Here is a 23,207-nt window from a genome sequence, read left to right as displayed (position 1 = left end):
ATGAGTAAATTCACGGCACCAGGACTGAGCACGGAATCGGCCGATGAGGTGGCCGGGATCCTGCAGGAGCGTCTCAGCGCGCTGAACGACCTGCATCTCACCCTCAAGCACATCCACTGGAATGTGGTCGGCGCGAACTTCATCGGCGTCCACGAGATGATCGATCCGCAGGTCGAACTCGTCCGCGGTTACGCCGACACCCTCGCCGAGCGCATCGCGACCCTCGGCTCGTCGCCGAACGGCACAGCGAAGGCGATCGAGGCCGACCGCTCGTGGAGTGACTACTCCATCGGTCGCGACACCGCCCAAGCCCACCTCGGCGCCCTCGACCTCGTCTACGACGGTTTCATCACCTCGCACCGCAACGCGATCGAGAAGATCGGTGAGCTCGACCCGATCACCGAGGACGTCCTGATCGGCCAGACCGCTGAACTCGAGAAGTTCCAGTGGTTCGTCCGCGCCCACCTCGAGAGCTACACGGGCGAACTGAAGCACTCCGGCGCCAGCGGCGAGAAGGAAGCTGCAGACGCCGCACGCTGATCGTCAGACCCGGTGTGGGGCCGTCCCCCGGCCTCACACCGAAACCGCGGTCGCGACCGCCCCCACCACCAACTCGCGGCCGCGGTTTCTCCTCCCACCCGGACACACTGCGAGAGTTGACCTCTCGATGTGGTGCGGGTGCGCTCGCACGTCCGGACGACGACGCACTGTTACTCTGAGCACAGGCTTAGGCCGTGAACAGGATGTGAAGACAATTGCGTCCGCCGGATCGATCGGGGCGCCCTCGCTCTGACGGGGAGGTACGTGTGGCCGAAACACGATCATTCACGCTGTTCAACGATCTGGAGCTCCACATGCAGTTCGCGCCGGTCTGCCGGCTGTCGGACGGAGCGTTGGCCGCCGTCGAACTGCAGCTCCGTGGTCCCGCCGGGACCCGCCTCGCCACCGCCGCCGCCCTCAAACGGGCCGCGCGGCTCGTCGAAGAGCATCCGGTGCTGGACGAGCGCAAGCGGAAGATGGCCACCCACCCCCGCGCGCAGTCGCTGGCCAAGATCCTCCCGCTCCTGGTCAACCTCGATCTGGAACTCATCGACAATCTCGACGACGAGACCACCCAGACACTCGAGCGCCACGTCATGGTGATCGTGCCCGACTCCGTCGAACGCAGTCCCCAACGCACGCTCGCCCGGGTGGCGCGAGCCCGAGCCGCGGGCAAGATCATCTGCGTCGACGGCCTGGTTCGCAGCGAACACGCCGCCACTCTGCTGTCGCTCGTCGAACCCGACATCATCGTCACCGGCGCCGAGCTCCTCGCCAAGCAGGCGACCGCCGATGCCGCACAGCTCGCCCACGCTCTCGCCGCGCACACCGAGCGCAGTCACGCCGTGGTCATCGCCGAGGGCGTCGACGACGAGTCGGCGCGCGTCACCGCGCAGACCATGGGAGCGGCCTTCGGTATCGGCGACCTGTACCCGCCGGTGTCCGACCCCTCGACCCTCGCGTCGCGGACCATCGTCCCGCTACCCGACATGCCGGTGTGGACCACCCCGGACTCGGAGAAGTCGACGCCGTATCGCATCGCGTCCACCTCCATCGAGCCGCGCATGGGCAACAAGCGTCTGCTCATCGAGATGAGCAAGGCCCTGGAGCATCAGGCCGCGATCGGGGGCGCCGCCATCGTGCTGGGCACGTTCCAGTTCGCCGAACACTTCACCCCCCGCACCGCCAAGCGGTGGCGGGAGATGTCGACCAAGACCGGCCTGGCCGGCGTCTACGGCGTCGGGCTTCCCGACGTTCGGGACGGCAACGTGCACCGCGCACCGCTGTCCCCCGAAGACGACCTGATCAACGAGTGGAACGTCGCGGTGCTCGGCCCGCACTTCGCCGCTCTGCTCTCCGCGCGCGACCAGCACGACGCCGGCCCCGACCTGGAGCGCACCTTCGAGTTCGTCCAGACCTACGACCGGATGACCGTCACGCAGGCCGTGCACTCGATCCTGGCCCGGTTCGCCTGACCCTTCGAGACAGCCCTCCGCAAGCTCCGGGCCTCCTCAGGGAGCAGGAGTCCGACAGCCCTCCGCAAGCTCCGGGCCTCCTCAGGGAGCAGCAGGATTTGGGATTGTCACAGCATCGCTGACTACGATGCGCCTGTGCCGAAGTCGCCTGGAGTGTCCGAATCAGACGAGCCCACCGTCGGCGGCGATACCCCCGTAGACCGGTCTTCCGACCGTTCCTCGCGCACCGTGGCGATCGTGGCCGCGGTCGCCGGACTGGTCGCCCTCGCCGCCGGTGTGTTGACCCCGTTCCTGCCGGTCAGCACGTCGACGGCGACGATCACGTGGCCGCAAGGCCAGGAGCTGGGCGCGGAGTCGGCGTCGGTCACCGCACCGCTGGTCGCGCAGACCGCACGCGACGTGCAGATCACCATCCCGTGCCGGGCGCTGGCGGCCACGCCGGGTGATGCGTCCACGACGGTGCTGTCGACGATGCCCTCGGGCGCCACGAAGGCGCGTGAGAACGGTCTCTTCGTCATTGCCGATGGTTCGAACGTCTCGGTGTCGGTCCGCAACAAGACCCTGGCCTCGGTTCCGCGTTCGGCTCTGTCGGGATGCGACGAACTGCGTATCTTCTCCGACACCACCACGACCGGCGCCCGGTTCGTCGGCCTGCCGCCGGGTGCCGCGAGCGCCGGCGGTGGCGACGTGGGTCTGGCCGAGCCTTCGTCGAACCCGCAGATCGCAGGTGTTTTCACGGGTCTGACCACCGAGCAGGTCCGCGCTTCGGGCATCGACGTGAAGATCGAGATCGACGACCGCTTCGACTCGTCGCCGTCGGTCATCAAGTGGCTGGTCATGATCGTCGGCGTCATCGCGGCGGTCGTCGCGCTGATCGCGGTCGGCCGCCTGGACCGCATCCACGGCTACCACCGCCGGGTGGGCGGCAAGCTCCGCTGGGGAAAGGTGCTGCGTCCGACGCCCACCGACATCGGTGTCACCCTGACGCTCGTCGTGTGGCACTTCCTGGGTGCCGGGTCGCCCGATGACGGTTACATCCTCAACATGGGCCGCAACGCCGCGGACGCGGGCTACCTGGCCGACTACTACCGCTTCTACGGCATCCCCGAGGCGCCGTTCGACTGGTACTACAACTTCCTCGCCTACTGGTCGACGATCTCGACCACCGGCCTGTGGATGCGTCTGCCGTCGCTGATCGCCGGGCTGGCGGCCTGGTTCATCCTCAGCCGGGTCCTGCTGCCCCGACTGGGCGGCGCCGTCCGCCGGTCCCAGTGGGCCATGCTGACCGGTGCAGCGGTGTTCCTGGCGTTCTGGCTGCCCATGTGTTCGGGCCTGCGCAGTGAGGGCATCATCGTGCTCGGCACGCTCCTCACCTGGTGGGCGGTCGAGGTCACGGTCTCGACGCGCCGGATGCTGCCCGCGGCCCTCGCCGCGCTGACCGCCCTGCTGACGCTCGCTCTGGCCCCGCACGGTCTCGTCGCACTGGCACTGCTGATCGCCAGCGCCCGCCCGTTGCTGCGCATCCTCGTCCGCCGCCGCCGCGAGAACGGTCTGCTGCCGCTCCTCGCGCCCGTCCTCGGTGCAGGTGCGCTCGTCGTCATCGTCGTCTTCCGCGACCAGACCCTCGCCACGGTCTTCGAGGCGATCCGCATCCGCTACTCGGTCGGGCCCACCCTGGCCTGGTACCAGGAGCTGCTGCGCTACTACTTCCTGGCCGTGAACCACACCGACGGTGCACTCGCACGTCGTATCCCGGTGCTGCTGTTCGCCGTGTCCATGTTCCTCGTGCTCGCGATCATGTTGCGTCGCAAGCGGATCGACGGGGTCGATCCCGGCGCGGTGTGGCGCGTCCTGGGCGCATCACTGCTGACGATCCTGCTGCTGTCGTTCACGCCGACCAAGTGGACGATCCAGTTCGGCATCTTCGCCGGCCTCGGCGCCGCACTGGCCGCCGTCGCCTGTGTCGCGATCGGCCAGGCCGCGAGCCGGACACTGCGCAATTTGTCGATCCTGATCGCCGGACTGCTCGTGGCGTGCGCCGCCGCCGCGGCCGGCAAGAACGCGTGGCCGTGGCCGTACAACTTCGGCATCGCCTGGTTCGACAAGGCACCGGTCGTCGCCGGGATGCAGGTCTCGACGGTGCTGCTCGCGCTGGCCGTCGTCGCACTCGTGTTCGCCGTCTGGCAGCACCTGCGCATGGACTACGTCGACGAGACCGGTCTGGCCCACGAGCGCGGTGCCGCCCCGGCCGGGTGGCGCATCGGTGTCGCCTCGGCGCCGATCGCGGTCATCGCCGTCCTCATCGTCGTCTGCGAGCTCGCGGTCTTCGCCAAGGCCGCCGTCAGCCGGGCCGATACGTTCACCGTGCTCTCGGCCAACCTCGACTCCCTGCGCGGCAATACGTGCGCGATGGCCGACGCGGTCCTCGTCGAGCCAGACCCCAACAAGGGCACGCTCGCCCCGGCGGACGGCGGATCGGCGTCGAAGACCCTGGAAGGTGACTCGCACGGCTTCAGCCCGAACGGCGTGAAGCCCGACCTGACACCGCAGGCCGGCGCCCAGAAGCCCGGTGCGATGAACACCTCCGCGGACCTGTCCAAGACCTTCATCGTCTACGGCTCCAACCCCGGCACCGCCGGCGGCGAGGGCCCGCGCGGGGTCAACGGCAGCACCGCGGCGCTCCCGTACGGCCTCGACCCGGCCACCACGCCGGTCATGGGCAGTCACGAGACCAGCGACGGACAGGCGACGCTGACCACCGGCTGGTACCGCCTCCCGGACCGGAACGCCTCGCCGCTGATCGTCGTCACCGCCGCGGGCGCCGTGTTCACCTACGACCGCGACGGTGTCCCGATCTTCGGCCAGCAGCTGCAGGTCGAGTTCGGCCGCGAGGTCGACGGCCAGTTCGTCGAGGTCGGCGCACCGGCCGTCCCGATCGACGCCGAGCGCACCAACCGTCCGTGGCGCAACCTCCGCATCCCGATGGACCGTGTGCCAACCGAGGCGACCGTGATGCGTCTCGTCGCCAAGGACAACAACCTCGACGCCGACCAGTGGCTCGCGATCACGCCGCCGCGCGCCCCGGTCCTGGAGACCCTGCAACAGGTGGTCGGTTCGACCGATCCGGTTCTCATCGACTTCGCCGCCGGCGCCTGGTTCCCGTGCCAGCGGCCGATGACCGCCCACGAGGGTGTCTTCGACGTCCCGGACTGGCGGATCCTGCCGGAGTCCTGGATCGCCAATTCGCAGTCCAAGACCTGGATGGCCGCCGAGGACGGCGGCCTGCTGACGACGGTCGAGGCACTGACCCGGCCGACGACGGTGGCGACATATCTCGACAACGACTGGTATCGCGAGTGGGGCAACCTGCAGCGACTCAACCCGCTGGTGCCGCAGGCGCGGCCGGCGGACGTGATGACCGGGTCGGCCACCACATGGGGATGGTCACGACCCGGCCCGATCAGGGTGGTGCCCGAAGATGACTGACCGCGTTGACGCTCCCATCGACCCGGAGCACGACGACCCGCCGCCCACACGACGGGAGCAGAGTTTCTCCGAACGCAATGCGGGCAGGGCACGCATCGTCGCGATGGCGGCGGGCGCGCTCGGCATCCTGCTCGCGCTGCTGAGCCCGTTCCTGCCGGTCGACTACACGAAGTCCGAACTCGTCTGGCCGCAACAGGGTTCGGTCGCCAACGTCGCCGCGCCGAACGTCTCGTTCGTGCCGGTGTCGATGGAGGTCTCCGTTCCGTGTGCGCTGGGTGCATCGCTCCCGCGCAACGGCGGCGTCCTGCTGTCGACGGTGCCCGAGGGCGGCGCGGAAGCCGGAAAGGTCGGCCTGTTCATCCGCGCCACCGCGGACAACCTGCAGGTCGTCCAGCGAAATGTGGTGCTGCTCAACACTCCTCGAGCAGCCGCGCAGAACTCGCCCGACTGCCGGATCGTCGTCGACGCCGACACCGACGGCAGCCGCGGCTCGATCCAGGGCGTCCCCGAGACCGACGGCGCGATCCACGAGTTCGATCTCCGGGATCCGAATGCGCGCCCGCAGATCATCGGCGTCTACTCGGGACTGCCGTCGAACGTGTCCACCGAGGGGCTGTCGTTCCGATCGACCATCGACACCCGATTCGTCTCCACCCCCACGACTCTCAAGTTCTGGCTGCTGGTCCTGGGCGTGGCGTCGACCATCCTGTCGCTGGCCGCCCTGGCGGTTCTCGACGCCCGTGACGCCCGCGGACACCACAAGATCTTCCCCGCCGGCTGGTGGCGGGTACGCCCGGTCGACGGGTTCGTCGCGCTGATCCTGGGGATCTGGCTGTTCGTCGGTGGCAACACCGCCGACGACGGATACCAGGTGACGGTGGGCCGGATCGCCCGCGAGGCCGGTTATCTCGACAACTACTACCGCTACTTCGGTGTGCCGCAGGATCCGTTCGGCTGGCACTACCAGTACCTGTCGGTGTGGATGGACATCAGCACGGCCACCCCGTGGCTCCGCCTGCTGCCGTTCATGTTCGCGATGGCGTCCTGGTGGCTGATCTCCCGTGCCGCGATCCCGCGTCTGGGTCGCGCGGTCCGTGAGTCGACGCCCGCGATCTGGGCGGCCGCCCTGGTCTTCCTCGCCGTGTGGATGCCGTACAACAACGGTCTGCGTGTCGAACCGCTGATCGCACTCGGCACCCTGTTCACGTGGGTCTGCGTGGAACGGGCCATCGCCTCCGGCCGGTTCTTCCCGCTGGCCGTCGCCATCATCTCGGCGGCGTTCACCCTGACGATCCACCCGACCGGTGTCATCGCGGCGATCGCCCTGGTCGCGGGTATCCGCCCGCTACTCAAGCGGTTCATGGTGCGCCGCAAGCGCGATGGAGCACTCCCACTGCTGCTGCCCATCCTGGCCGCGGGTCTCGCGGTGATGTTCGAGATCTTCGCCGACCAGCCGCTCGCCCCGATCCTGGAAGCGGTGTCGGTGAACGGTCAGGTCGGTCCCACCAACAAGTGGTGGGAAGAGCCGATGCGCTACTACATGCTGATGAACCCGACCGCGGACGGCGGGATCGCCCGACGTTTCGGTGTCCTGATCGTGTTCACATGCTTCATCCTCGTGGTGATCATGCTGCTCAACCGGCGTCGTCTGCCGGGGATCGCGACCGCGCCCACCTGGCGCCTGCTCGCCATGGTCGCGGGTTCGGTTGTGCTGATGGCCTTCCTGCCGACCAAGTGGACCCACCAGATGGGCGTGTACGCGGGGATCGGCGGTGCGCTCGCCGCGGTGGCGACCGCGTGTGCCGACCGCACGATCATGCGGCGGCGCCGAAACCGCACGCTGTTCGCGGCCGCCTGCGCCTACGTGCTCGCCCTCGCGTTCTCCGGACGCAACCAGTGGTGGTACGTCGGCAGCTACGGAATCCCGTGGCGCGACGCCGTTCCCGACGTCAAGGGCATCCCGCTGTGGACCGGCATCCTCGCCGTCGCCGTCGCCCTGACCCTGCTCGGCCTCTGGCAGCACTTCCGGGACGACTACGTCGACGAGGCGGTCCGTGCCGGGTCGTCGAAGACGCTGTTCTCCCGCCTGCGGAGCCCGTCGATCATCATCGTGTCGGCGATCATGCTGTTGTTCACCCTGGTCTCGTTCGCGAAAGCCGACTGGACACAACGTAATTCGTGGTCGTGGCTGAGCTCGAACGTGAACGCTCTCAAGGGCGAACCGTGTGCGCTCGCCGACGCCGTGCTCGTGGAGAACGATCCGACCGCCGGACTTCTGACCCCGGCCCGTGTTGCCGGACAGAACAATCCGTCGCCGGGCGCAGCTCTCGCGGGTGCCGGTCTGGTGGGCTTCGATCCCAACGGCGTCGCGTCGGATCTGTCCGAGGACACCGAGGAGTCCGACGACTCCGCGGGCACCTCGACCGCCGAGGTCGATCGCACGCAGACCGATCCGACCGAGGATGGCAGCAGCTCCGACGACACCACGTCGTCGACGACCGACACCAGCGGCGGACGCACCGCACAGGCCGGCGTCAACGGCTCGACGGTGAAGCTGCCCTTCGGACTGTCGCCGTCGAAGACCCCGGTGCTGGGCACCTACAACTCCCCGACCGGGACGGGAAGCCTCACCTCCGACTGGTACCAGCTGCCCGAGGGCCGTTCCGACGCCCAGCCGCTGATCACCATGTCGGTCGCCGGCTACGTCGAGTACATCGACGACCTCGCCGTGGTCCGGCCGGGCCAGAAGGTGCGGCTGCAGTTCGGCCGCGTCGCACCGGACGGCACGGTCGCCCCCGCCGGTCAGATGATCCCGCTCGACATCGGTGGTGCACCCGAGTGGCGCAACCTGCGTTTCCCGCTCGATCAGGCCCCTCCGGGCGCCTCCGTGGTCCGCGTACTCGCCGAGGACACCTCCCCGCTGCGCGATCAGTGGCTCGCGGTGACCCCGCCGCGGGTGTCGTCGATGGAGTCGCTGAACTCCCTCGTGGGCAGCGAGGAGCCGGTGCTCATCGACTGGGAGGCCGGACTGGCGTTCCCGTGCCAGCGGCCCGCTCAGGTCAAGAACGGCGTCCTCGAGACCCCGGTCTGGCGGATCTCCCCCGACCGTGAGGGCGAGCGGGTGAACTCGCAGCGCTGGATGTCCGGCGACGCCGGTGGTCCGCTCGGCATCATCGAGAACGAACTGCGCGGTCGCGTCTACCCGTCGTATCTGCGCAACGACTGGGCGAAGGACTGGGGCTCGCTCCAGGGCCTCACCCCGATCCTGCCGCAGAAGGACGCGAAGCTGATCGTCACGACCGAGACCCACAACGGCCTCTGGACGCCGGGACCGATGCGGGCGATCGGCAACTAGTACCGACGCACCGGCGCCGATGGATGAACCCGACACCTCGGGGTGTCGGGTTCATCCATCGGCGTTCGGGATTCAGGAGTGGATCAGCGGAAACCGGCCGACCATCCACCGTCGATGACGATGTTCTGCCCGGTCACCCAAGACGATTCGTCCGACGCGAGATAAGTGGCGAGCGCCGCCGTGTCCGCGCCCGTTCCAGCGCGCTGGATCAGGTGCAGTCCCAGCATGTAGTCGCGTCCCTGTGCGTCCACCGCGGTGTCGGTGGCGGGTGATGCGACGAAGCCCGGCGAGATGGCATTCACACGGAGTCCGTGCTCGGCGCCTTCGGCCGCCAACGACTTCGTCAGCGCGATGATCGCCCCCTTGGCCGCGGAGTGGGCAGCCTGGCCCAGCGGAGCCACACCGCGGATGCCCGAGATCGACCCGACGTTGATGATCGATCCAGCGCCGGATGCCACGAGATGCTTCCACGCGGGGCTCGTCACGGTGAACACCAGGTTCAATTCGACGTCGATGACGTGTTTCCACATCTCGTAGGTGATGTCCGGGAACGGCGCGAAGCCGAAGCCCGCCGCGTTGTTGTACAACACGTCGATTCCGCCGAGCCGCTCCGCGCTCTCTTCGACCCACGCGGTCGCGGCTGCGGGGTCGGTGAGGTCGACGGTGGAACCCGACACATCGAGCCCCTCGGCGGCCAGCGCGCCGGCGGTCGCCTCCGCACGGCCTTCCTGGACGTCGCAGCCGGCGACGCGCGCGCCTTCGCGGACGAACATCGCTTGAGCGGCCTCACCCTGCCCACCACCGGTTCCGGTGATGAGCACCCGCTTGCCGGCGAGGCGGCCGCCTGGTTGCTTCACCGATGCTGCCGCCGCGTCGGGTTCCAGAGTTGTACTCACGATCGTCTCCTTCAGTTGTGCCGGGACAGGTTCCCGCAGAAGCACTTCGGCCGGGTCCGGCCAGATCGCGGCGCGCGGCGCCGCGGGAATGCCCAACGTGTCTTGAGTCACATCCCGTCTCGACACTAAGCCGCGTCGACTCGGATATGCAACGTATCTCTGTGTTGCAGAGAGGGTTTCGTGTCGCCTCAGCGGAAACACTCACCGGCAGACAGAGAAACGCACCCCCGGAGAGTCCCGGGGGTGCGTTTGGCCGACGGTCGGCCCTGCGCCGAGTCGAGCTCAGTGCGTCGTGTAACCGCCGTCGGCGTGAATGGCCTGACCCGTGACGAAGGACGCCGCCGAGGAGCACAGCCACAGGGTCACCGCGCCCATCTCCTCGGTGGTTCCCAGACGACCGATCGGATGCATCTGGTTCATCAGAGGAATGAACCCGGCGTCATGGGCAGCCATCTCCTCGACCATCGGAGTACGGATCACCCCGGGACACAACGCATTTACGCGGATACCCTGCGCGGAGTACTCCATGGCCGCAGCCTTCGTCAGGCCGACAACACCATGCTTGGACGCCACGTACGCGGCCTGGTTCGGGAGGGCGACGGTGCCCAGCGCCGATGCGGTGTTCACGATGGCGCCACCGCCGGACTCGAGCATCGCTGGGATCTGAGCGCGCATGCCGGCGAAGACGCCACTCAGGTTCACGCTGATGACCTTGTCCCAGTCCTCCCGCGGCAGATCGGCGATCGCCTTACCGGCGATCTCGATCCCCGCGTTGTTGTGCGCCGCGTCGAGCCGCCCGAACTTCGACAACGCGGTCTCCACCATCCGTTCGGCATCCTGCTGGTCGGAGACGTCGGCGCGGACGAAACAGGCAGCGTCCTCGCCGCCGGCGAGCTCCACCGTCCTGTTTCCCTGTTCCTGGTCGAGGTCGACGACCACGACCTTGGCCCCGGCGGCCGCGAACGCCAGGGCGGACGCCCTTCCGATTCCGGATGCCGCACCGGTGACCAGTGCGACCTTTCCTTCGAACTCACTACTCGTCATACTCCGATACCCCTTCTCGTGGTTGATTCGATGGCTCGGGGATGACTACGCGCGCCGGGCGCTGAGCCCGATCTGGGTTCGGTAGTCGTCGGCCGATGCCGGAACGCGGCCCAGTTCGGCAGCGATTGTCTTTGCCCGCGTAAATAATTCGAGATTGCTCGTGGTCGTCTCGTCACTGTTGGGGTGCTTCCACCCGCTGTCCTCCAGTCCGACGCGGATGTTGAGTCCCATCATCGTCGCCAGCGTCGTGATGTAGAGATTCGCGCGCCCGGCATTGCACACCGTGATCGCCGCATTCGGGTCGATCTGCCGGATCTGGTCGACCATCAGCATGAGGTGGGTGGCCATGGAGCGGGTGTCGGTGACCCACGCACCCGAGATCAGAGTTCGTCCGACGTCGACCGGGAGCCCGTACAGCACGATCCAGTTGGTCTGACCGGTGACGATGCCCGTGTCGAAAAGCCGACGCTTCGCGAACTCGATCTCACCGGAGCTGTGCACGACGATCTCGGGACTCACGCCGTTCGCGGTCAGCGTCTTGACGGCCGGGATCACGAACTCTTCGGGATGTCCGGCCGCACACGGCGCGACCTCGGCGAGACCGGAGACCGCCGGGCTCATGCACTCCTCGAAGGTCTTTCCGTTCAGCACGTTGAGATTCGACACGAAGTCATCACCGAATCGCTTACGCAACGGATCGAGCACCAGCCCGTAGGCCTCGGTCGGGGGGAGATCCTTGTCCAGGCGACGACCCTTGGAATCGGTCACCCAGGTGAAGTCGATGTGGACGCCTGCCGCGCCGGCCTCGATGACCTCCGACGCGGAATCGATGTACTCCTCGATGTCGACGGGGTAGGCAGACGAATCGCCCACACCCGCCCGTCCGGCGACCGCGACGTTGATCGCGATCTTCGCCGGGACATCCCACTTCGGTTGCAGCTCAGGGTCGGAGACGAACGCGTAGTTCTCCATTTCGTGGGCAGCGGCCTCCCACAGTGATACGGGTTGGGTCATTCGAAAGCTCCCTCGTGGATGTACGGGTGACGTGAATCGCGGCGTCGAGTGCGGTGGCACCGGCAGTGGAGGATCGAGTTGTGCGGAGGCGAAAGCTCGATCAGGAGGGGCAAGACAGCCCCACGTCGTTGAACCTACATTGTTTGAACCATTAAGGCCAGGGGATTTCGAAAACTTCGATTCGAAATCCTTAGTACGACAGCGGTTCTCTACTCTGCAGAGCAGATCCTCGCGACTCGCTCCCAAACCCGATGCACGGTCGGCACCCCGGCCCACACCACGAACGGAACCAGCAGGGCAGTACTGACCAGGGTGCTCAGAGCCACGGGTAGGTTCGGCAACCGTGGCATGACGAGCGAGTTCAGCAAGACGGCCGCGGGGAACAGAGCCAGCCACACCGCAACCGCGGTCTGCCAGCGAGGCGGGGCGACCGCGACCTGCCCCGGCCGACCACCGAAGATACCTCGGTCGAAATCGGCCACCGTCATCCCGATGACAGGCCCCTCCGTCAACATGTGACTGCTCGCGAGGTGTTCGACACGCCGCTGACTGCGTTCCCAGGAAGCGAGACTCGCCGAGGTGTCGAAACTCAGTCCGATCACGAGTTCAGAGGTGGCGCCCTGACCACGAACACTGAGGTCCGAGCCGATGAAACCGGGATGATCGCGCGCGGTCGCGCACAGATCCCGCCCCCACTTCATTAGCGCGTCAACGGAATCGGGTTTGGCGCGGCGCCGGACGGCGACCGTCACCGGAAATTTTGCCAGTTCGGTCATGGGGCCCTTTCGGGAGCTCAGCCCAGCTGCTCACCGATCTCGGCAGCAGCCTCGACGAGCATCGAGGCGAGCAATCGGTAATGCGACTGGCGAAGTCGATGTTGCGGAGCGGAGGCGTTCAAGGCCAACCGCAAGCCGGGAGCGCGAGTGACGATGGGCACGGCGACCGATGCGACGTCGTCCTCACTCTCCTCCCGGTTGGTCGCGAATCCCTGTTCCCGGATGGTCGCCAACTCCGCCTCGAGTTCCGAACGGCTGCTGATGGAATGCGGTGTGATCGTCTCGAGCTCTTCCACCGGGTAGAGCTGATGGAGTTCCTCGGTCGACATCCGGGCCAGCAACGCCTTACCCGTCGAGGTGCAGTGCGCCGGCATCGTGCGTCCCAGGCGAGACGCCACCCGCACCGCAGTCGGGCTCTCCACCGCGGCGACAAACCGGACACTCGCGCCGTCGAGGATGCCGACGTGGACCGTCTCGCGCAACCGCTCACTGAGATCGCGCAGGACCGGGTTGGCCACGCCCTGAATGTCGAGTCGGCCGAAAATCGCGAAGGCCACCCAGGTCAGAGCCGGTCCGGCCCGGTACACCTTCGACACCGGGTCCTGGCGCATGAAGCCCCGGTACTGCAGCATCGCGAGCAGCCGATGGGCCGTGGAGGTCGCAACCCCCAGGTAGCGGGCTGCATCGGTCATCCGGATCTCGGGCTTCTCACCGAGCAGAAGAACCAGTTTCAGCGCGTTGTCGACGGACTCGATCGGATACTGCGGCGCCGGGATCGCCGGGTCCTGAAAACGGCGGCCCGGCGGGTTCGTCTGCATGACAGCGATCATACCTGACCTGCAGACACATCGACCAGGGAATCGCTGGCGAATTCACCTTGGCATCGTTGTCCCACAAAGGTTTTCATTCCTCGAGCGCATGGGTCTCGCATTTCACCGACGACGCGACGACTCGATGACGTGGGCATCACCGTAGATGTGCTCGACCGACTCGAGGTGTTCGAGCATGCACTCACGGAAGGCGCGGGCATTGTTGTCCGCCAACGCCTTCAGGATCTCCCGGTGCTCGTCGAGAATATGCTGCCAATCCTGGTTGTGGGTCTGCTGGAACTCCGGCACCCGATCACCCAGGCGGACCAGGGCGCCCAGCACCAGTTCTAGAACCGGGTTCCCGACCTCGGAGATCAAGATCTCATGGAACTCGAGCGACAGCGTCAGCAATTCTCCGTCCGGGGCACCTTCGCGACACGCGCTCTCGAACGCATCGACGTTCGCCTGTAGGCGATCTCGATGAGCTCGATCACTGAACCGCATGATGTCGTTGAGAACCGTCGGTTCGAGGATCCGCTTGGCGTGCAGGTAGTCCTCGAACGGCACGCCCCGGTGACGAAAGTAGTTCTCCAGTGCGCGGAGAACCGGCGTGGTGTCCGGCTGGGTGACGAATGTCCCGCCGCCGGCACCGACCAGCACGGTCACCAGGCCCTCGTGTTCCAGGTTGAGCGTCGCCTGCCGCACGACCGCGCGACTGACGCCGAACTGGGCTGCGAGTTCCGACTCGATGGGTAGTCGGTCGCCGGCGACGAATTGCTCGGTCAGGATCGCCTCACGCAACTGATCGGCAACGTCCTGATACAGACGGGTCTGCCGCGCAGGCGCCGCCCTGAACTCGGTCATACGATCCCCCGATCCCATGCTCGGCAGCGGTCCGTCACCCGATTTGTGCTGCCATTATGCACTACTGGGCATCTCGATCGTCAGGTCGCGCCATCGTGCGGCGAGCCCCTGGCCGCGCAATGAGACACTGCCGCTGTCCTGTACCGGATGCAGCGTGAAGACCCCGAAACCCACCTGCACCTGTCCGGGCACCTCGGCGTCGTCCACCCAATACACGCCCTTGCCGTCGACCTCCCACACCACCGAACGCGCCTCGCGATCGAGGGTCACCGAGTAGCGGTGCTCCGCGCCGGGTTCGACGGTGAGACCACTCAACGGAGCATCGATGCAGTGGGTGAAGGGCGTGACGACACCGGGGAACGGCAGACGTTCGTGGATGGCGAAGATCCGATCCGAGGTCGCCGCGAGGTCGAACACCCATCCGCCCTGGAGGTCGAGAACGTTGAAGGCCGCAAAGCCGTCTCGGTAGTCGTAGGCGGTGGCATTGAGCCCCTCGGCGGCCATGGTCACCGAGAACCGGATCTCACCGGTCTCCGGCACGTCGAAAGCCTCGGTGGTGAACACCAGGTGCTTCGGATTGTCGATGATCTGGACGACGTGATCGTGATTCTCGAACTGCTCGATGCGGATGGAGAACGTACCGTCGCCCACCACGACCTCCGCATTGGGCTCGGCACACACATGGGTACTCCCGTCGGGCATCGGGTATTCCAGGAACATCCACTTGTCGGTGTCGAGTTCGGTGCCCGTGAAATCGTCGTACGGGGCGGAGGTGATTTCTTCGGTGGTGGTCATCTACGGTCCTTTCGGAAGAGGCATGCGCGCGGATCACCGGCGCACGGAGCGTCGACATCGCAGCCGGGGCGTGCGATGCGATCGTTGACTCGGTTGAGTGCGTTCAGTTCTCGTCGAAGAGACCGAACATTCCGGTCTCCATCAGTGTGGCGATCGTTTCGCCGGCCGGCGTCAGGCGCATCGCCGAGCGCGTCTCGACGAGGAATGCGCGGTACCCGTTCGGGACGTCCTCGGCCGGACCGTGGTGGACGATCCCCTTGGGCGTCCACATGACCGTTCCGGGCACGTCGACCTCGCCGTACCGGCCGGGACCCGCCACATAGAAGATGAGTTCGTCGAAGTCGGCGTTGTGGTGGATCGGCGGACGCGGGCTCTCGCGGTCGCTGAGATTGAACATCAGCACGCGACCCGAGGCGTCGTCGAACAGCTTCGGAGGGAAGGGCCCGGTCTGCTCGAACGTCAGGTGCGGCACATTCTCGAACGAGAACCGGCGGACCACCGGACCTTCTCCGGTACCGATGCACGGCATGGGATCGACATCGAAGGTGTAAATCGTGGTGTCTTTGCCATGGCGGATGATGACCTCGAACGGGCCGTCCTCGCGTGCCTGTGGATTCGGCTCGGGAATGTCGACATGCTGGGTGACGTCGAGGGCCACCGGCGGCTGCGGGTCGAGCACCATCTCCGAGGCGGTGACCACGACGATTTCGCGGATCGGCGTGCTCACCGATGCGAAGCGGTAGGTCACCGCTCGCGGCAGGAGTACGAAATCGCCTGCGGCGACGTCGAGTACGCCGAAGTCGGTCTCTAACCTGCCGGCGCCCTCGAGGATGTAGTGGATCTCGTCGGCCAGCACGTTGCGCACGGCGGTGGATGAGCCCTCGGGGCGGTAGGACAGCTCGATGCTGACGTCGTCGCCCTCGAGGACGGCAACCGGGAGCTCGCCGGCACCGCGGAACAGCTCATCGGCAACGACGTGCACGTCCATCCGACGCGGGGCGTAGGTTCCCTTCACCTGCGCGTATGGCGGGGCATAGTGCGACCGCAGAATGGTTCCCACCGGTCCGGCGAAGCCGTTGCGCGTGTACAGGTCGACAAAGGGCTCGGTCATTGATTCTCCTCAACCGCTACAGGTAGTTGCGCTCGGCCACGGCGTGCCATCCGACACTCCCCTTCGGCCACCATGAGCTGAGTCACAGTGAACACATTTATTGAACCTTTCACAAGCGGCGCACCGCAGGTTTCTGCTGTGCAGAGGTCTCAAACTTTTCTCGGCCAGGCCTCGCCAGCACCCCCGGTACACCTGATATACGCAGCGCTAGCTGCACTTTCAGCTCTCTCGTCCCGTCCACCCCGGGAGCGCTGCGGTCATTCGACAGACGCCCATGTTCCAGTGTTTCCGCAGGTAGATAGCTATGCGCCGGATTTCTGGCCCATACAGCAGAGGCATTGACACTCGCTCCTCTTCACAGCAGACTTCGGACATTCCAGATCACACCGAAACGAGGTCACATGCGCGACGCCGACGACGTTCTGCGGAACGTCCGAAAGGGCATGCTTCCCGCCCACATCTACAACGACGCCGAGGTGTTCGCCGCCGAGAAGGAGCGACTGTTCAGCAGGTCCTGGATGTTCGTGGCGCACGAGTCGGAGATCCCCGAGGTCGGCGACTACGTTGTTCGCCGGGTGGTGGACAACTCCTTCATCGTGAGCCGCGACCAATCCGGCGAGGTCCACGTGATGTTCAACATGTGTCTGCACCGCGGCATGCAGGTGTGCCGCGCCGAGCAAGGCAACGCATCTCATTTCCGGTGCCCCTACCACGGCTGGTCATACAAGAACGACGGCCGCATCGTCGGACTGCCCTTCCACAAAGAGGCATACGGGGGCGAGGCGGGGTTTGCCAAGAAGGGCCAGCGACTGCTCCCCGCCCCGAGTCTCGCGATCTACAACGGTCTGATCTTCGTCTCGATGGATCCCGAGGCGCCTCCACTGCGAGAATTCCTCGGCGACTTCGCTTTCTACCTGGACTACTACACCAAGCAGAGCGCGAGCGGCGTCGAGGTGCTCGGCCCGCAACGCTGGCGGGTCAAGGCGAACTGGAAGATCGGCGCGGAGAACTTTGCCGGCGACATGTACCACACCCCGCAAACCCATACGAGTGTCGTCGAGATCGGGCTGTTCCGTGAGCCGAAGGCCGAAAAGCGCAAGGACGGCAACACCTACTGGGCCGGCAAGGGCGGCGGAACCACCTACAAGTTGCCGCCCGGAACATTCGAGGAACGGGTCGGTTACGTCGGGTACCCCGACGAGATGATCACGCGAATGAAAGAACAATGGACGCAGGAGCAGATCGATGTCATCGGCCGCGACGGGTTCATGATCTCGGCAGCGTCGCTGTTCCCCAATCTCAGCCTTGTCCACAACTGGCCCAAGGTCGGCGAGTCCGACGACGTGCTCCCGTTCATCTCGTTGCGCCAGTGGCAACCGATCAGCGCGGACGAGACGGAGGTCCTCTCGTGGTTCGTCGTGGACAAGGAGGCGCCCGAGGAGTTCAAGAAGCTCTCGTACAAGGCCTATCTCATGTGCTTCGGCAGCAGCGGCATGTTCGAGCAGGACGATGTCGAGAACTGGGTCTCGTTGACCAACACCGCAGCCGGTTCGATGGCTCAGCGTCTACTCCTCAACGGCCGGATGGGCATGCTCCACGACGACAGCCCGGTGGTGGCGCCGTTGACCGCCGACGAGTTCGCCGGCCCCGGCGTCGCCCACGTCGGCTACGGCGAGTACAACCAGCGACACCTCCTCAACGCATGGGCCGACCACCTAGATATGGAACCTCCGCAAGTCGCCCAGATACAGGTCGGCGCACCCGAAGTCGGTACGTCCTGTGACGCGAACACTGTGGAGACCTCGGCATGACCACTCACATCCCCATCCGATCCGATCAATCGCCCCTTGGCCAGGACGCCTCGCGTACCGAGGCTTCCGGCCCTTCACTGTCCTTCGATGACCCGCGACACCTGTTGGCGCACAAATGGTTGGTGGACGAGACCTACACTCTCGACCACCAGGATTACGAGACCTGGCTCGACTCACTGAGCGAGGACATCCACTACTTCATGCCCATCCGGGTCACCACTGCGCTGAACTCCGGCTATGACACGGCTAAGCGCATGGCCCACTTCGACGAGGACAAGTACTCGTTGAGCAGGCGCGTCGCGCGTTTCCACACCGAGCACGCCTGGACCGAGGACCCGCCGTCGCGAATCCGTCACCACCTGAGCAATGTGCGGACCTTCGCCACCGGCACGCCCGACGAGTTGGTCGTCGAATCCGTGGTCCTGCTGTTCCGGAGTCGCGGTGACGTCCGCGAGGCGTCGCTGATCTCTGCGGGTCGCACCGACCTGCTGCGCCGGGAGGACTCCGTCTGGCGACTTGCCCGTCGCCACATAGCAGTTGACGAGTCGGTGCTCCGCACCCAGAACCTGGCGATCTTCCTGTGAAGCTCTCATGGGAGGGGGAAGCAGAAGACGCCGCCGCCAACGCGCTTGCCGGAGCGCAGCTCGCCGGACTCCAGGAACACCAGGACGGGCCCGCACTGACGATCGGTAACGAGTTCTCCGAGATCGAGGTGTCGAAGGTACTGACGCGCAACGGCGCTCGCATCCTCATCCGCTCACCGCGGTCCGGGCAGTGGATCACGCTCGACCCCCTCGAGCTCGAAGCTCTCACCTGGCAGAACGACGCAACGCTCTCCGCAATGGTCGGGAGCCCGTTCAGCCCGCTGATCACCGAGGAGGACCAGGCATGAGTGGCTGGCTGGACGGTAAACGCGCGCTGATCGTCGGCGGCGGCTCGGGTATCGGGCGTGCGGTTGTCGACGCGTTCTGCGCGGAGGGTGCCCGGGTGTCGGTACTCGAGATCAGCGAGGACAAGTGCCGAGCACTCGAGTCCGAGCGACCAGACGTACTCGTCACCGCGGGTGACGCGACAACCCTCGCGGCGAACGACGCCGCCGTCGCCGCGACGGTGGACCGCGACGGCGGTCTCGACGTCCTCGTCAACTGCGTCGGGGTATTCGATTTCTACCGGAAGCTTGCCGAACTCGACCCCGAGACAATGGGTTCGGCCTTCGACGAGATGTTCTCCATCAACGTCAAGTCCCATCTGTTCAGCGTGAAGAGCGCCATGGATGAGCTTGCCCGGTCGAGGGGGAACGTGATCCTCACCGAGTCCACCTCGTCCTACTACCCGGGACGGGGCGGGACCCTCTACGTGGCCTCGAAGTTCGCGGTCCGCGGGCTGGTCACCACCCTCGCGTATGAGATGGCACCCGACGTCCGAGTCAACGGCGTCGCGCCGGGCGGCACGCTCAACACCGATCTGCGGGGCCTGTCGTCCCTCGGAATCACCGCACGACGACTCGACGGGCCCGATCGCGCGAGCGAGCTCGCCGGCCGCACTCCGCTGGCCGTCGCGCTCTCGGGCGCCGATCACGCGTGGAGTTATGTCTTTCTCGCGTCGGACCGGGCGCGTGGAATGACCGGTCGCGTCATGCATTCCGACGGCGGAATGGGAATCAAGGTCTAGATCGCGCCCCGCGCGTGACTGTTTGATATCAGGAGGACGCTCATGGCTGTACTGAAAGTTGATCTGAGCGCGTGCCAGGGGTACGCGAATTGTGTTGTCGGCGCTGACGATTACTACGACCTCGACGACGACGGCCTGGTCGTTCTGTTGCAGGCCGAGGTCGGCGACGGTGAACGCGCGCGTGTCGAGGCCGCGGCCAAGAGCTGCCCGGTCTCGGCGCTGTGGTTGGAGGACGAATGAACACCCGCGTGATCATCGCCGGCGGTTCGGTGGCCGGGATACGCATCGCGAAGGCGTTGCGGCAGTTCGGTTTCACCGGGAGAGTTCAAGTCTTCGAAGCCGAGCACGAGCTTCCTTACGACAAGCCCCCGCTGTCCAAGCTCGCCGTCGACTCCGATCCCCACGTACCGCTGATCACCCGATCGGAGGCCCAGGACCTCGGGGTCGAGCTCCATCTCGGTCGCGCCGTGGCCGCGGTCCGGCCCGGCGACGACGAGATCGACCTCGACGACGGTGCCGTCGTCGGATACGACCACCTCGTCATCGCCACCGGCGCAAGGGCACGTCCGTCACCCTGGACCATCGACGGCGTCTACGTGCTCCGCGGCATCGATGACGCGCGGACGCTGCGCGAACGCCTGACGACGTCACGCCGGCTCTTGATCATCGGTGCCGGCTTCATCGGCTCCGAGGTGGCCGCGCTCGCGCGCGCCAACGACGTCGAGGTGACGATCGTGGACAGCGCACCGATCCCGATGGCGCGAGTCGTGGGCGATGAGCTCGGGAGGAGATTCGTCGATCTGCACCACGCCCACGGTGTGACAACGAAGTTCGGCGTGGCCGTTCAGGACATGACGCGCGCAGACGGCTCGATCCGGACGCTGCTCTCGGACGGCTCCGAGATCTGCACCGACACCGTCCTCGTCGGGATCGGCGCATCCCTCAACACCGAATGGCTCGCCGCCGCCGGACTTGCCGACGCCGAAGGCGTTCGGTGCGACGAATACGGTCGGGCGCTCGGCCACGCGAACATCTCGGCGATCGGCGACGTCTCGGCATGGCTCCGTCCCAGTACCGGGACGCACAGCCGAATCGAGCACTGGACTAACGGAATCGAGCAGGCCGCAGCCGTCGCTGCGCGACTGGCCGGCAAGGACGACACACCACCACACGACCCGGTGGCGTACGTGTGGAGCGATCAGTACGACTGGCGCATCCACCTCTTCGGGACCCGCCCCGCCGGCGTCGATCCCGAGGTCACCGAGGAAGCTGATCCGTTCCGGCTGGTCGCGGTTTGGAAGGACGGGAGCGGAGAGGTCACCGGCGGGATGGCGGTGAACTGGCCCCGTGAATCGGTCCGGCTCCGCAAGTCGATCGCGGCGCGCAATGCATCCCGTGCGTCGTCGACCGAAGCGGTGACCGCATGAGCGTCCTCTCGCACGCGGATCTCCGCGAACAGATCGCGATCGGTTGCCGGGTTCTCGCCGCACGGGAACTCGCTCCCGGAATCCTCGGACACATCAGTGTCCGCATCGACGAAGCGCGGGTGCTCGTCCGGTGCCGCGGACCCCGCGAGCGGGGTCTCGCCCACACCACCGCCGCCGACATCCGCCTGGTGGCGATGGACGGTTCTCCGGGCGCTCCTGGCGAACTCGACGAACACCGGCCGCCGGCCGAGCTCCCGCTGCACACCCGTGTGCTGCACCATCGTTCCGACGTCGACTGCGTGGTCCACGCACATCCCCGGGATGTGGTGGCCGCCAACCTCGCCGGGCTGCCCATCCTGCCGATCGTCGGCGCCTATGACATCCCCGGAGCGGTCCTGGCATACGGCGGAGTCCCGGAGTACCCGCGGTCGGCCCTCATCCACACCGAGGGACTGGGTGACGAGGTGGCGACGGCACTGGGTGACCGTCCGGTCGTCGTCATGCGCGGCCACGGCCTCACCGCCACCGGCGGGTCGGTCGAGGAGGCGGTTCTGCGAGCAGCCTCGGTGGCGACGATCGCCTCGCTCTCCTTGTCGGTCGCTGCGGCCGGCGGCACGGTCCGCCCCATACCGCCGGAGGATCTGGCCGACCTGCCCGACCTCGGCGGCTCGCTCAACCTCGACACCGCGTGGCGGCACGAGGTGGCGCGCCTGAACCCCGGCGACTGACGTGGTTCGGCGGCCCCGGTCGCCGAACCACCGCTCGTTTCAAGCCCAGAGAGAATCGACAGCAAGATCCCATGTTGCACTTACCTCCCGGATACGAAGCGCACCGCGCGAAGGTTCCGGCCGCCTTCGCCGACTACCGCACCACCGTGTTGCGTCATCCCAAGCAGCCGCTCAAACTCCTACCGCACCGCCTGACCGAACTGAGCGGGCCGGTCTTTGGCGAGGACCGCCTCCGCCCCGGTGACAGCGACCTCACGATCGCCAACGGCGGCGAGGCGCTCGGTCAACGCATCCTCGTCCACGGACGAGTAGTGGACGGAGACCGAAAGCCCGTCCCGCACGCGTTGATCGAGATCTGGCAGGCGAACGCGGGTGGACGTTACCGGCACACCGGCGACAACTGGCCGGCGCCGCTGGATCCGCATTTCAACGGTCTGGGTCGATGCATAACCGACGCCGAGGGCCGCTACAGCTTCACGACGATCAAGCCGGGCCCGTACCCGTGGCGGAACCATGACAACGCCTGGCGCCCCGCGCATATCCACTTCTCGTTGTTCGGCACCGCGTTCACACAACGCCTGGTGACCCAGATGTACTTCCCCGACGACCCGATGTTCTTTCAGGACCCCATCTACAACGCCGTTCCGGCCGAGGTGAGGCACCGGATGGTGAGCATCCCCGACCATGACGCCGACGTCGAGAACTGGGCGCTGGCCTTCCGGTTCGACATCGTGCTGCGCGGGCAGGAAGCCTCCGTGTTCGAGAGCGAGGACGATCATGACGACTGACCACGTGGCACCGGTGTACGCGGTCACACGCGGGGATTTCACAACAGCGACCTTCGGCCCCACGCCGTCACAGACGGTGGGACCGTACTGGCACATCGGCCTGCTCTGGGATGACGGGCCCGACGTCGTGTCCGGTGACCATGCCGACCGCATCACCGTCGCCATCACCGTGATCGACGGAGACGGGCGGCCCGTCGCGGACGCGATGGTCGAGACGTGGCAGGCAGACGGCGAGGGTCGGTTCCCGGCGCGGGCCAGGTCAGCGCACGGTGGGTCGACGACGTTCCGGGGCTTCGCACGCAGCCCGGCCGACGGAACGGGCACGGCGAGAATCCACACCGTCAAACCCGCTGTGCTGCCGGCCGAGAACGGGCTCGTCGAAGCCCCGCACATCGACGTCTCGATCTTCGCCCGCGGAATGCTCGATCGCCTGGTCACCCGCATGTACTTCCCGGAGGACACCACCGCACACGCGCTCGATCCGGTTCTCTCCACGCTCTCCGGGCACGACCGTCCCAAACTGATCGCCACCCGTGTCGACGACGGCTACTCATGGACGGTTCATGTCCAGGACTCCGACCCCCTGGGTCGGGAAACACCCTTCTTCGCGGTCTGAG

General features: G+C 66.5%; 21 protein-coding genes. 13 read left to right on the top strand and 8 right to left on the bottom strand.

The features are described from left to right. The 4 genes from GONAM_RS12370 (at position 1) to GONAM_RS12355 (ending at position 8,856) form a co-directional block, all read left to right on the top strand. Positions 1-540, top strand: a complete 540-nt coding sequence (locus GONAM_RS12370) for a Dps family protein (RefSeq protein WP_040536276.1) — start codon at positions 1-3, stop codon at positions 538-540. 266 nt (positions 541-806) lie between these two features. Then, the gene (locus GONAM_RS12365) at positions 807-2,015 is read left to right on the top strand and encodes a DICT sensory domain-containing protein (RefSeq protein WP_006867094.1); all 1,209 of its coding nucleotides are present in this window, start codon (positions 807-809) and stop codon (positions 2,013-2,015) included. A 228-nt stretch (positions 2,016-2,243) separates the two neighbouring features. Continuing rightward, positions 2,244-5,501, top strand: a complete 3,258-nt coding sequence (locus GONAM_RS12360) for an arabinosyltransferase domain-containing protein (RefSeq protein ID WP_006867093.1) — start codon at positions 2,244-2,246, stop codon at positions 5,499-5,501. Continuing rightward, a complete protein-coding gene (locus tag GONAM_RS12355) occupies positions 5,494-8,856 on the top strand; it encodes an arabinosyltransferase domain-containing protein (RefSeq protein WP_006867092.1) in 3,363 nt (1,120 codons plus the stop codon). Before GONAM_RS12360 ends, GONAM_RS12355 begins: the two co-directional genes overlap by 8 nt. 83 nt (positions 8,857-8,939) lie before the next feature. Here GONAM_RS12355 and GONAM_RS12350 read toward each other — a convergent pair whose 3' ends face one another. The 8 genes from GONAM_RS12350 to GONAM_RS12315 all read right to left on the bottom strand — a co-directional run bounded on the left by GONAM_RS12350 (position 8,940) and on the right by GONAM_RS12315 (position 16,165). Further along, positions 8,940-9,752 carry an SDR family NAD(P)-dependent oxidoreductase gene (locus tag GONAM_RS12350; RefSeq protein ID WP_245548612.1) on the bottom strand — a complete coding sequence of 271 codons (813 nt, stop codon included), beginning with the start codon at positions 9,750-9,752 and terminating at the stop codon, positions 8,940-8,942. Between the two features lie 282 nt (positions 9,753-10,034). Beyond that, positions 10,035-10,796, bottom strand: a complete 762-nt coding sequence (locus tag GONAM_RS12345) for an SDR family oxidoreductase (RefSeq protein WP_006867090.1) — start codon at positions 10,794-10,796, stop codon at positions 10,035-10,037. Between the two features lie 45 nt (positions 10,797-10,841). After that, positions 10,842-11,810, bottom strand: coding sequence for a 3-keto-5-aminohexanoate cleavage protein (locus GONAM_RS12340; RefSeq protein WP_006867089.1), 969 nt, complete (start codon positions 11,808-11,810; stop codon positions 10,842-10,844). A 209-nt stretch (positions 11,811-12,019) separates the two neighbouring features. Beyond that, positions 12,020-12,586 (bottom strand): putative antibiotic biosynthesis monooxygenase, encoded by a 567-nt coding sequence (locus GONAM_RS12335; protein ID WP_006867088.1) that lies wholly within the window; start codon positions 12,584-12,586, stop codon positions 12,020-12,022. A 17-nt stretch (positions 12,587-12,603) separates the two neighbouring features. Further along, positions 12,604-13,416, bottom strand: a complete 813-nt coding sequence (locus GONAM_RS12330) for an IclR family transcriptional regulator (protein ID WP_006867087.1) — start codon at positions 13,414-13,416, stop codon at positions 12,604-12,606. Positions 13,417-13,518: 102 nt separating this feature from the next. Further along, positions 13,519-14,259, bottom strand: coding sequence for a FadR/GntR family transcriptional regulator (locus GONAM_RS12325; protein ID WP_006867086.1), 741 nt, complete (start codon positions 14,257-14,259; stop codon positions 13,519-13,521). Between the two features lie 54 nt (positions 14,260-14,313). Continuing rightward, positions 14,314-15,054, bottom strand: a complete 741-nt coding sequence (locus GONAM_RS12320; RefSeq protein ID WP_006867085.1) for a DUF6081 family protein — start codon at positions 15,052-15,054, stop codon at positions 14,314-14,316. 103 nt (positions 15,055-15,157) lie between these two features. Next, positions 15,158-16,165 carry an AraC family ligand binding domain-containing protein gene (locus GONAM_RS12315; RefSeq protein WP_006867084.1) on the bottom strand — a complete coding sequence of 336 codons (1,008 nt, stop codon included), beginning with the start codon at positions 16,163-16,165 and terminating at the stop codon, positions 15,158-15,160. Between the two features lie 401 nt (positions 16,166-16,566). Between GONAM_RS12315 and GONAM_RS12310 the strand changes: the two genes are divergently transcribed. The 9 genes from GONAM_RS12310 (at position 16,567) to pcaG (ending at position 23,206) form a co-directional block, all read left to right on the top strand. Next, positions 16,567-17,976 carry an aromatic ring-hydroxylating oxygenase subunit alpha gene (locus tag GONAM_RS12310; protein WP_006867083.1) on the top strand — a complete coding sequence of 470 codons (1,410 nt, stop codon included), beginning with the start codon at positions 16,567-16,569 and terminating at the stop codon, positions 17,974-17,976. Further along, positions 17,973-18,560, top strand: coding sequence for a 3-phenylpropionate/cinnamic acid dioxygenase subunit beta (locus tag GONAM_RS12305; protein WP_006867082.1), 588 nt, complete (start codon positions 17,973-17,975; stop codon positions 18,558-18,560). Before GONAM_RS12310 ends, GONAM_RS12305 begins: the two co-directional genes overlap by 4 nt. After that, complete coding sequence (locus tag GONAM_RS12300; RefSeq protein WP_006867081.1) at positions 18,557-18,868, top strand: hypothetical protein; 312 nt, start codon at positions 18,557-18,559, stop codon at positions 18,866-18,868. Before GONAM_RS12305 ends, GONAM_RS12300 begins: the two co-directional genes overlap by 4 nt. Next, a complete protein-coding gene (gene hcaB / locus GONAM_RS12295; protein WP_006867080.1) occupies positions 18,865-19,647 on the top strand; it encodes a 3-(cis-5,6-dihydroxycyclohexa-1,3-dien-1-yl)propanoate dehydrogenase in 783 nt (260 codons plus the stop codon). Before GONAM_RS12300 ends, hcaB begins: the two co-directional genes overlap by 4 nt. Positions 19,648-19,689: 42 nt before the next feature. Then, on the top strand, positions 19,690-19,887 hold the full coding sequence (locus tag GONAM_RS12290) for a ferredoxin (RefSeq protein ID WP_006867079.1): 198 nt from the start codon (positions 19,690-19,692) through the stop codon (positions 19,885-19,887). After that, the gene (locus GONAM_RS12285; protein ID WP_006867078.1) at positions 19,884-21,074 is read left to right on the top strand and encodes an NAD(P)/FAD-dependent oxidoreductase; all 1,191 of its coding nucleotides are present in this window, start codon (positions 19,884-19,886) and stop codon (positions 21,072-21,074) included. Before GONAM_RS12290 ends, GONAM_RS12285 begins: the two co-directional genes overlap by 4 nt. Next, complete coding sequence (phtC, locus tag GONAM_RS12280; RefSeq protein ID WP_006867077.1) at positions 21,071-21,802, top strand: 3,4-dihydroxyphthalate decarboxylase; 732 nt, start codon at positions 21,071-21,073, stop codon at positions 21,800-21,802. The genes GONAM_RS12285 and phtC overlap by 4 nt, the downstream gene beginning before the upstream one ends. A 71-nt stretch (positions 21,803-21,873) precedes the next feature. Continuing rightward, entirely contained in the window at positions 21,874-22,590 is a 717-nt protein-coding gene (gene pcaH / locus GONAM_RS12275) for a protocatechuate 3,4-dioxygenase subunit beta (protein ID WP_006867076.1), read from the top strand. After that, a complete protein-coding gene (gene pcaG / locus GONAM_RS12270; protein ID WP_006867075.1) occupies positions 22,580-23,206 on the top strand; it encodes a protocatechuate 3,4-dioxygenase subunit alpha in 627 nt (208 codons plus the stop codon). Before pcaH ends, pcaG begins: the two co-directional genes overlap by 11 nt. Position 23,207 lies beyond the last annotated feature (1 nt).

The sequence above is a fragment of the Gordonia namibiensis NBRC 108229 genome (assembly GCF_000298235.1).
Taxonomy (GTDB): domain Bacteria; phylum Actinomycetota; class Actinomycetes; order Mycobacteriales; family Mycobacteriaceae; genus Gordonia; species Gordonia namibiensis.
Note: the sequence above shows the minus strand (reverse complement) of the source record. Positions and strands in the feature narration are given on the sequence as shown.

Coding starts and splice junctions, on each gene's coding strand:
- GONAM_RS12370 (WP_040536276.1), top strand. CDS start 1: ATGAGTAAATTCACGGCACCAGGACTGAGCACGGAATCGGCCGATGAG.
- GONAM_RS12355 (WP_006867092.1), top strand. CDS start 5,494: ATGACTGACCGCGTTGACGCTCCCATCGACCCGGAGCACGACGACCCG.
- GONAM_RS12345 (WP_006867090.1), bottom strand. CDS start 10,796: ATGACGAGTAGTGAGTTCGAAGGAAAGGTCGCACTGGTCACCGGTGCG.
- GONAM_RS12340 (WP_006867089.1), bottom strand. CDS start 11,810: ATGACCCAACCCGTATCACTGTGGGAGGCCGCTGCCCACGAAATGGAG.
- GONAM_RS12335 (WP_006867088.1), bottom strand. CDS start 12,586: ATGACCGAACTGGCAAAATTTCCGGTGACGGTCGCCGTCCGGCGCCGC.
- GONAM_RS12330 (WP_006867087.1), bottom strand. CDS start 13,416: ATGATCGCTGTCATGCAGACGAACCCGCCGGGCCGCCGTTTTCAGGAC.
- GONAM_RS12325 (WP_006867086.1), bottom strand. CDS start 14,259: ATGACCGAGTTCAGGGCGGCGCCTGCGCGGCAGACCCGTCTGTATCAG.
- GONAM_RS12320 (WP_006867085.1), bottom strand. CDS start 15,054: ATGACCACCACCGAAGAAATCACCTCCGCCCCGTACGACGATTTCACG.
- GONAM_RS12315 (WP_006867084.1), bottom strand. CDS start 16,165: ATGACCGAGCCCTTTGTCGACCTGTACACGCGCAACGGCTTCGCCGGA.
- GONAM_RS12310 (WP_006867083.1), top strand. CDS start 16,567: ATGCGCGACGCCGACGACGTTCTGCGGAACGTCCGAAAGGGCATGCTT.
- GONAM_RS12305 (WP_006867082.1), top strand. CDS start 17,973: ATGACCACTCACATCCCCATCCGATCCGATCAATCGCCCCTTGGCCAG.
- hcaB (WP_006867080.1), top strand. CDS start 18,865: ATGAGTGGCTGGCTGGACGGTAAACGCGCGCTGATCGTCGGCGGCGGC.
- GONAM_RS12290 (WP_006867079.1), top strand. CDS start 19,690: ATGGCTGTACTGAAAGTTGATCTGAGCGCGTGCCAGGGGTACGCGAAT.
- GONAM_RS12285 (WP_006867078.1), top strand. CDS start 19,884: ATGAACACCCGCGTGATCATCGCCGGCGGTTCGGTGGCCGGGATACGC.
- phtC (WP_006867077.1), top strand. CDS start 21,071: ATGAGCGTCCTCTCGCACGCGGATCTCCGCGAACAGATCGCGATCGGT.
- pcaH (WP_006867076.1), top strand. CDS start 21,874: ATGTTGCACTTACCTCCCGGATACGAAGCGCACCGCGCGAAGGTTCCG.
- pcaG (WP_006867075.1), top strand. CDS start 22,580: ATGACGACTGACCACGTGGCACCGGTGTACGCGGTCACACGCGGGGAT.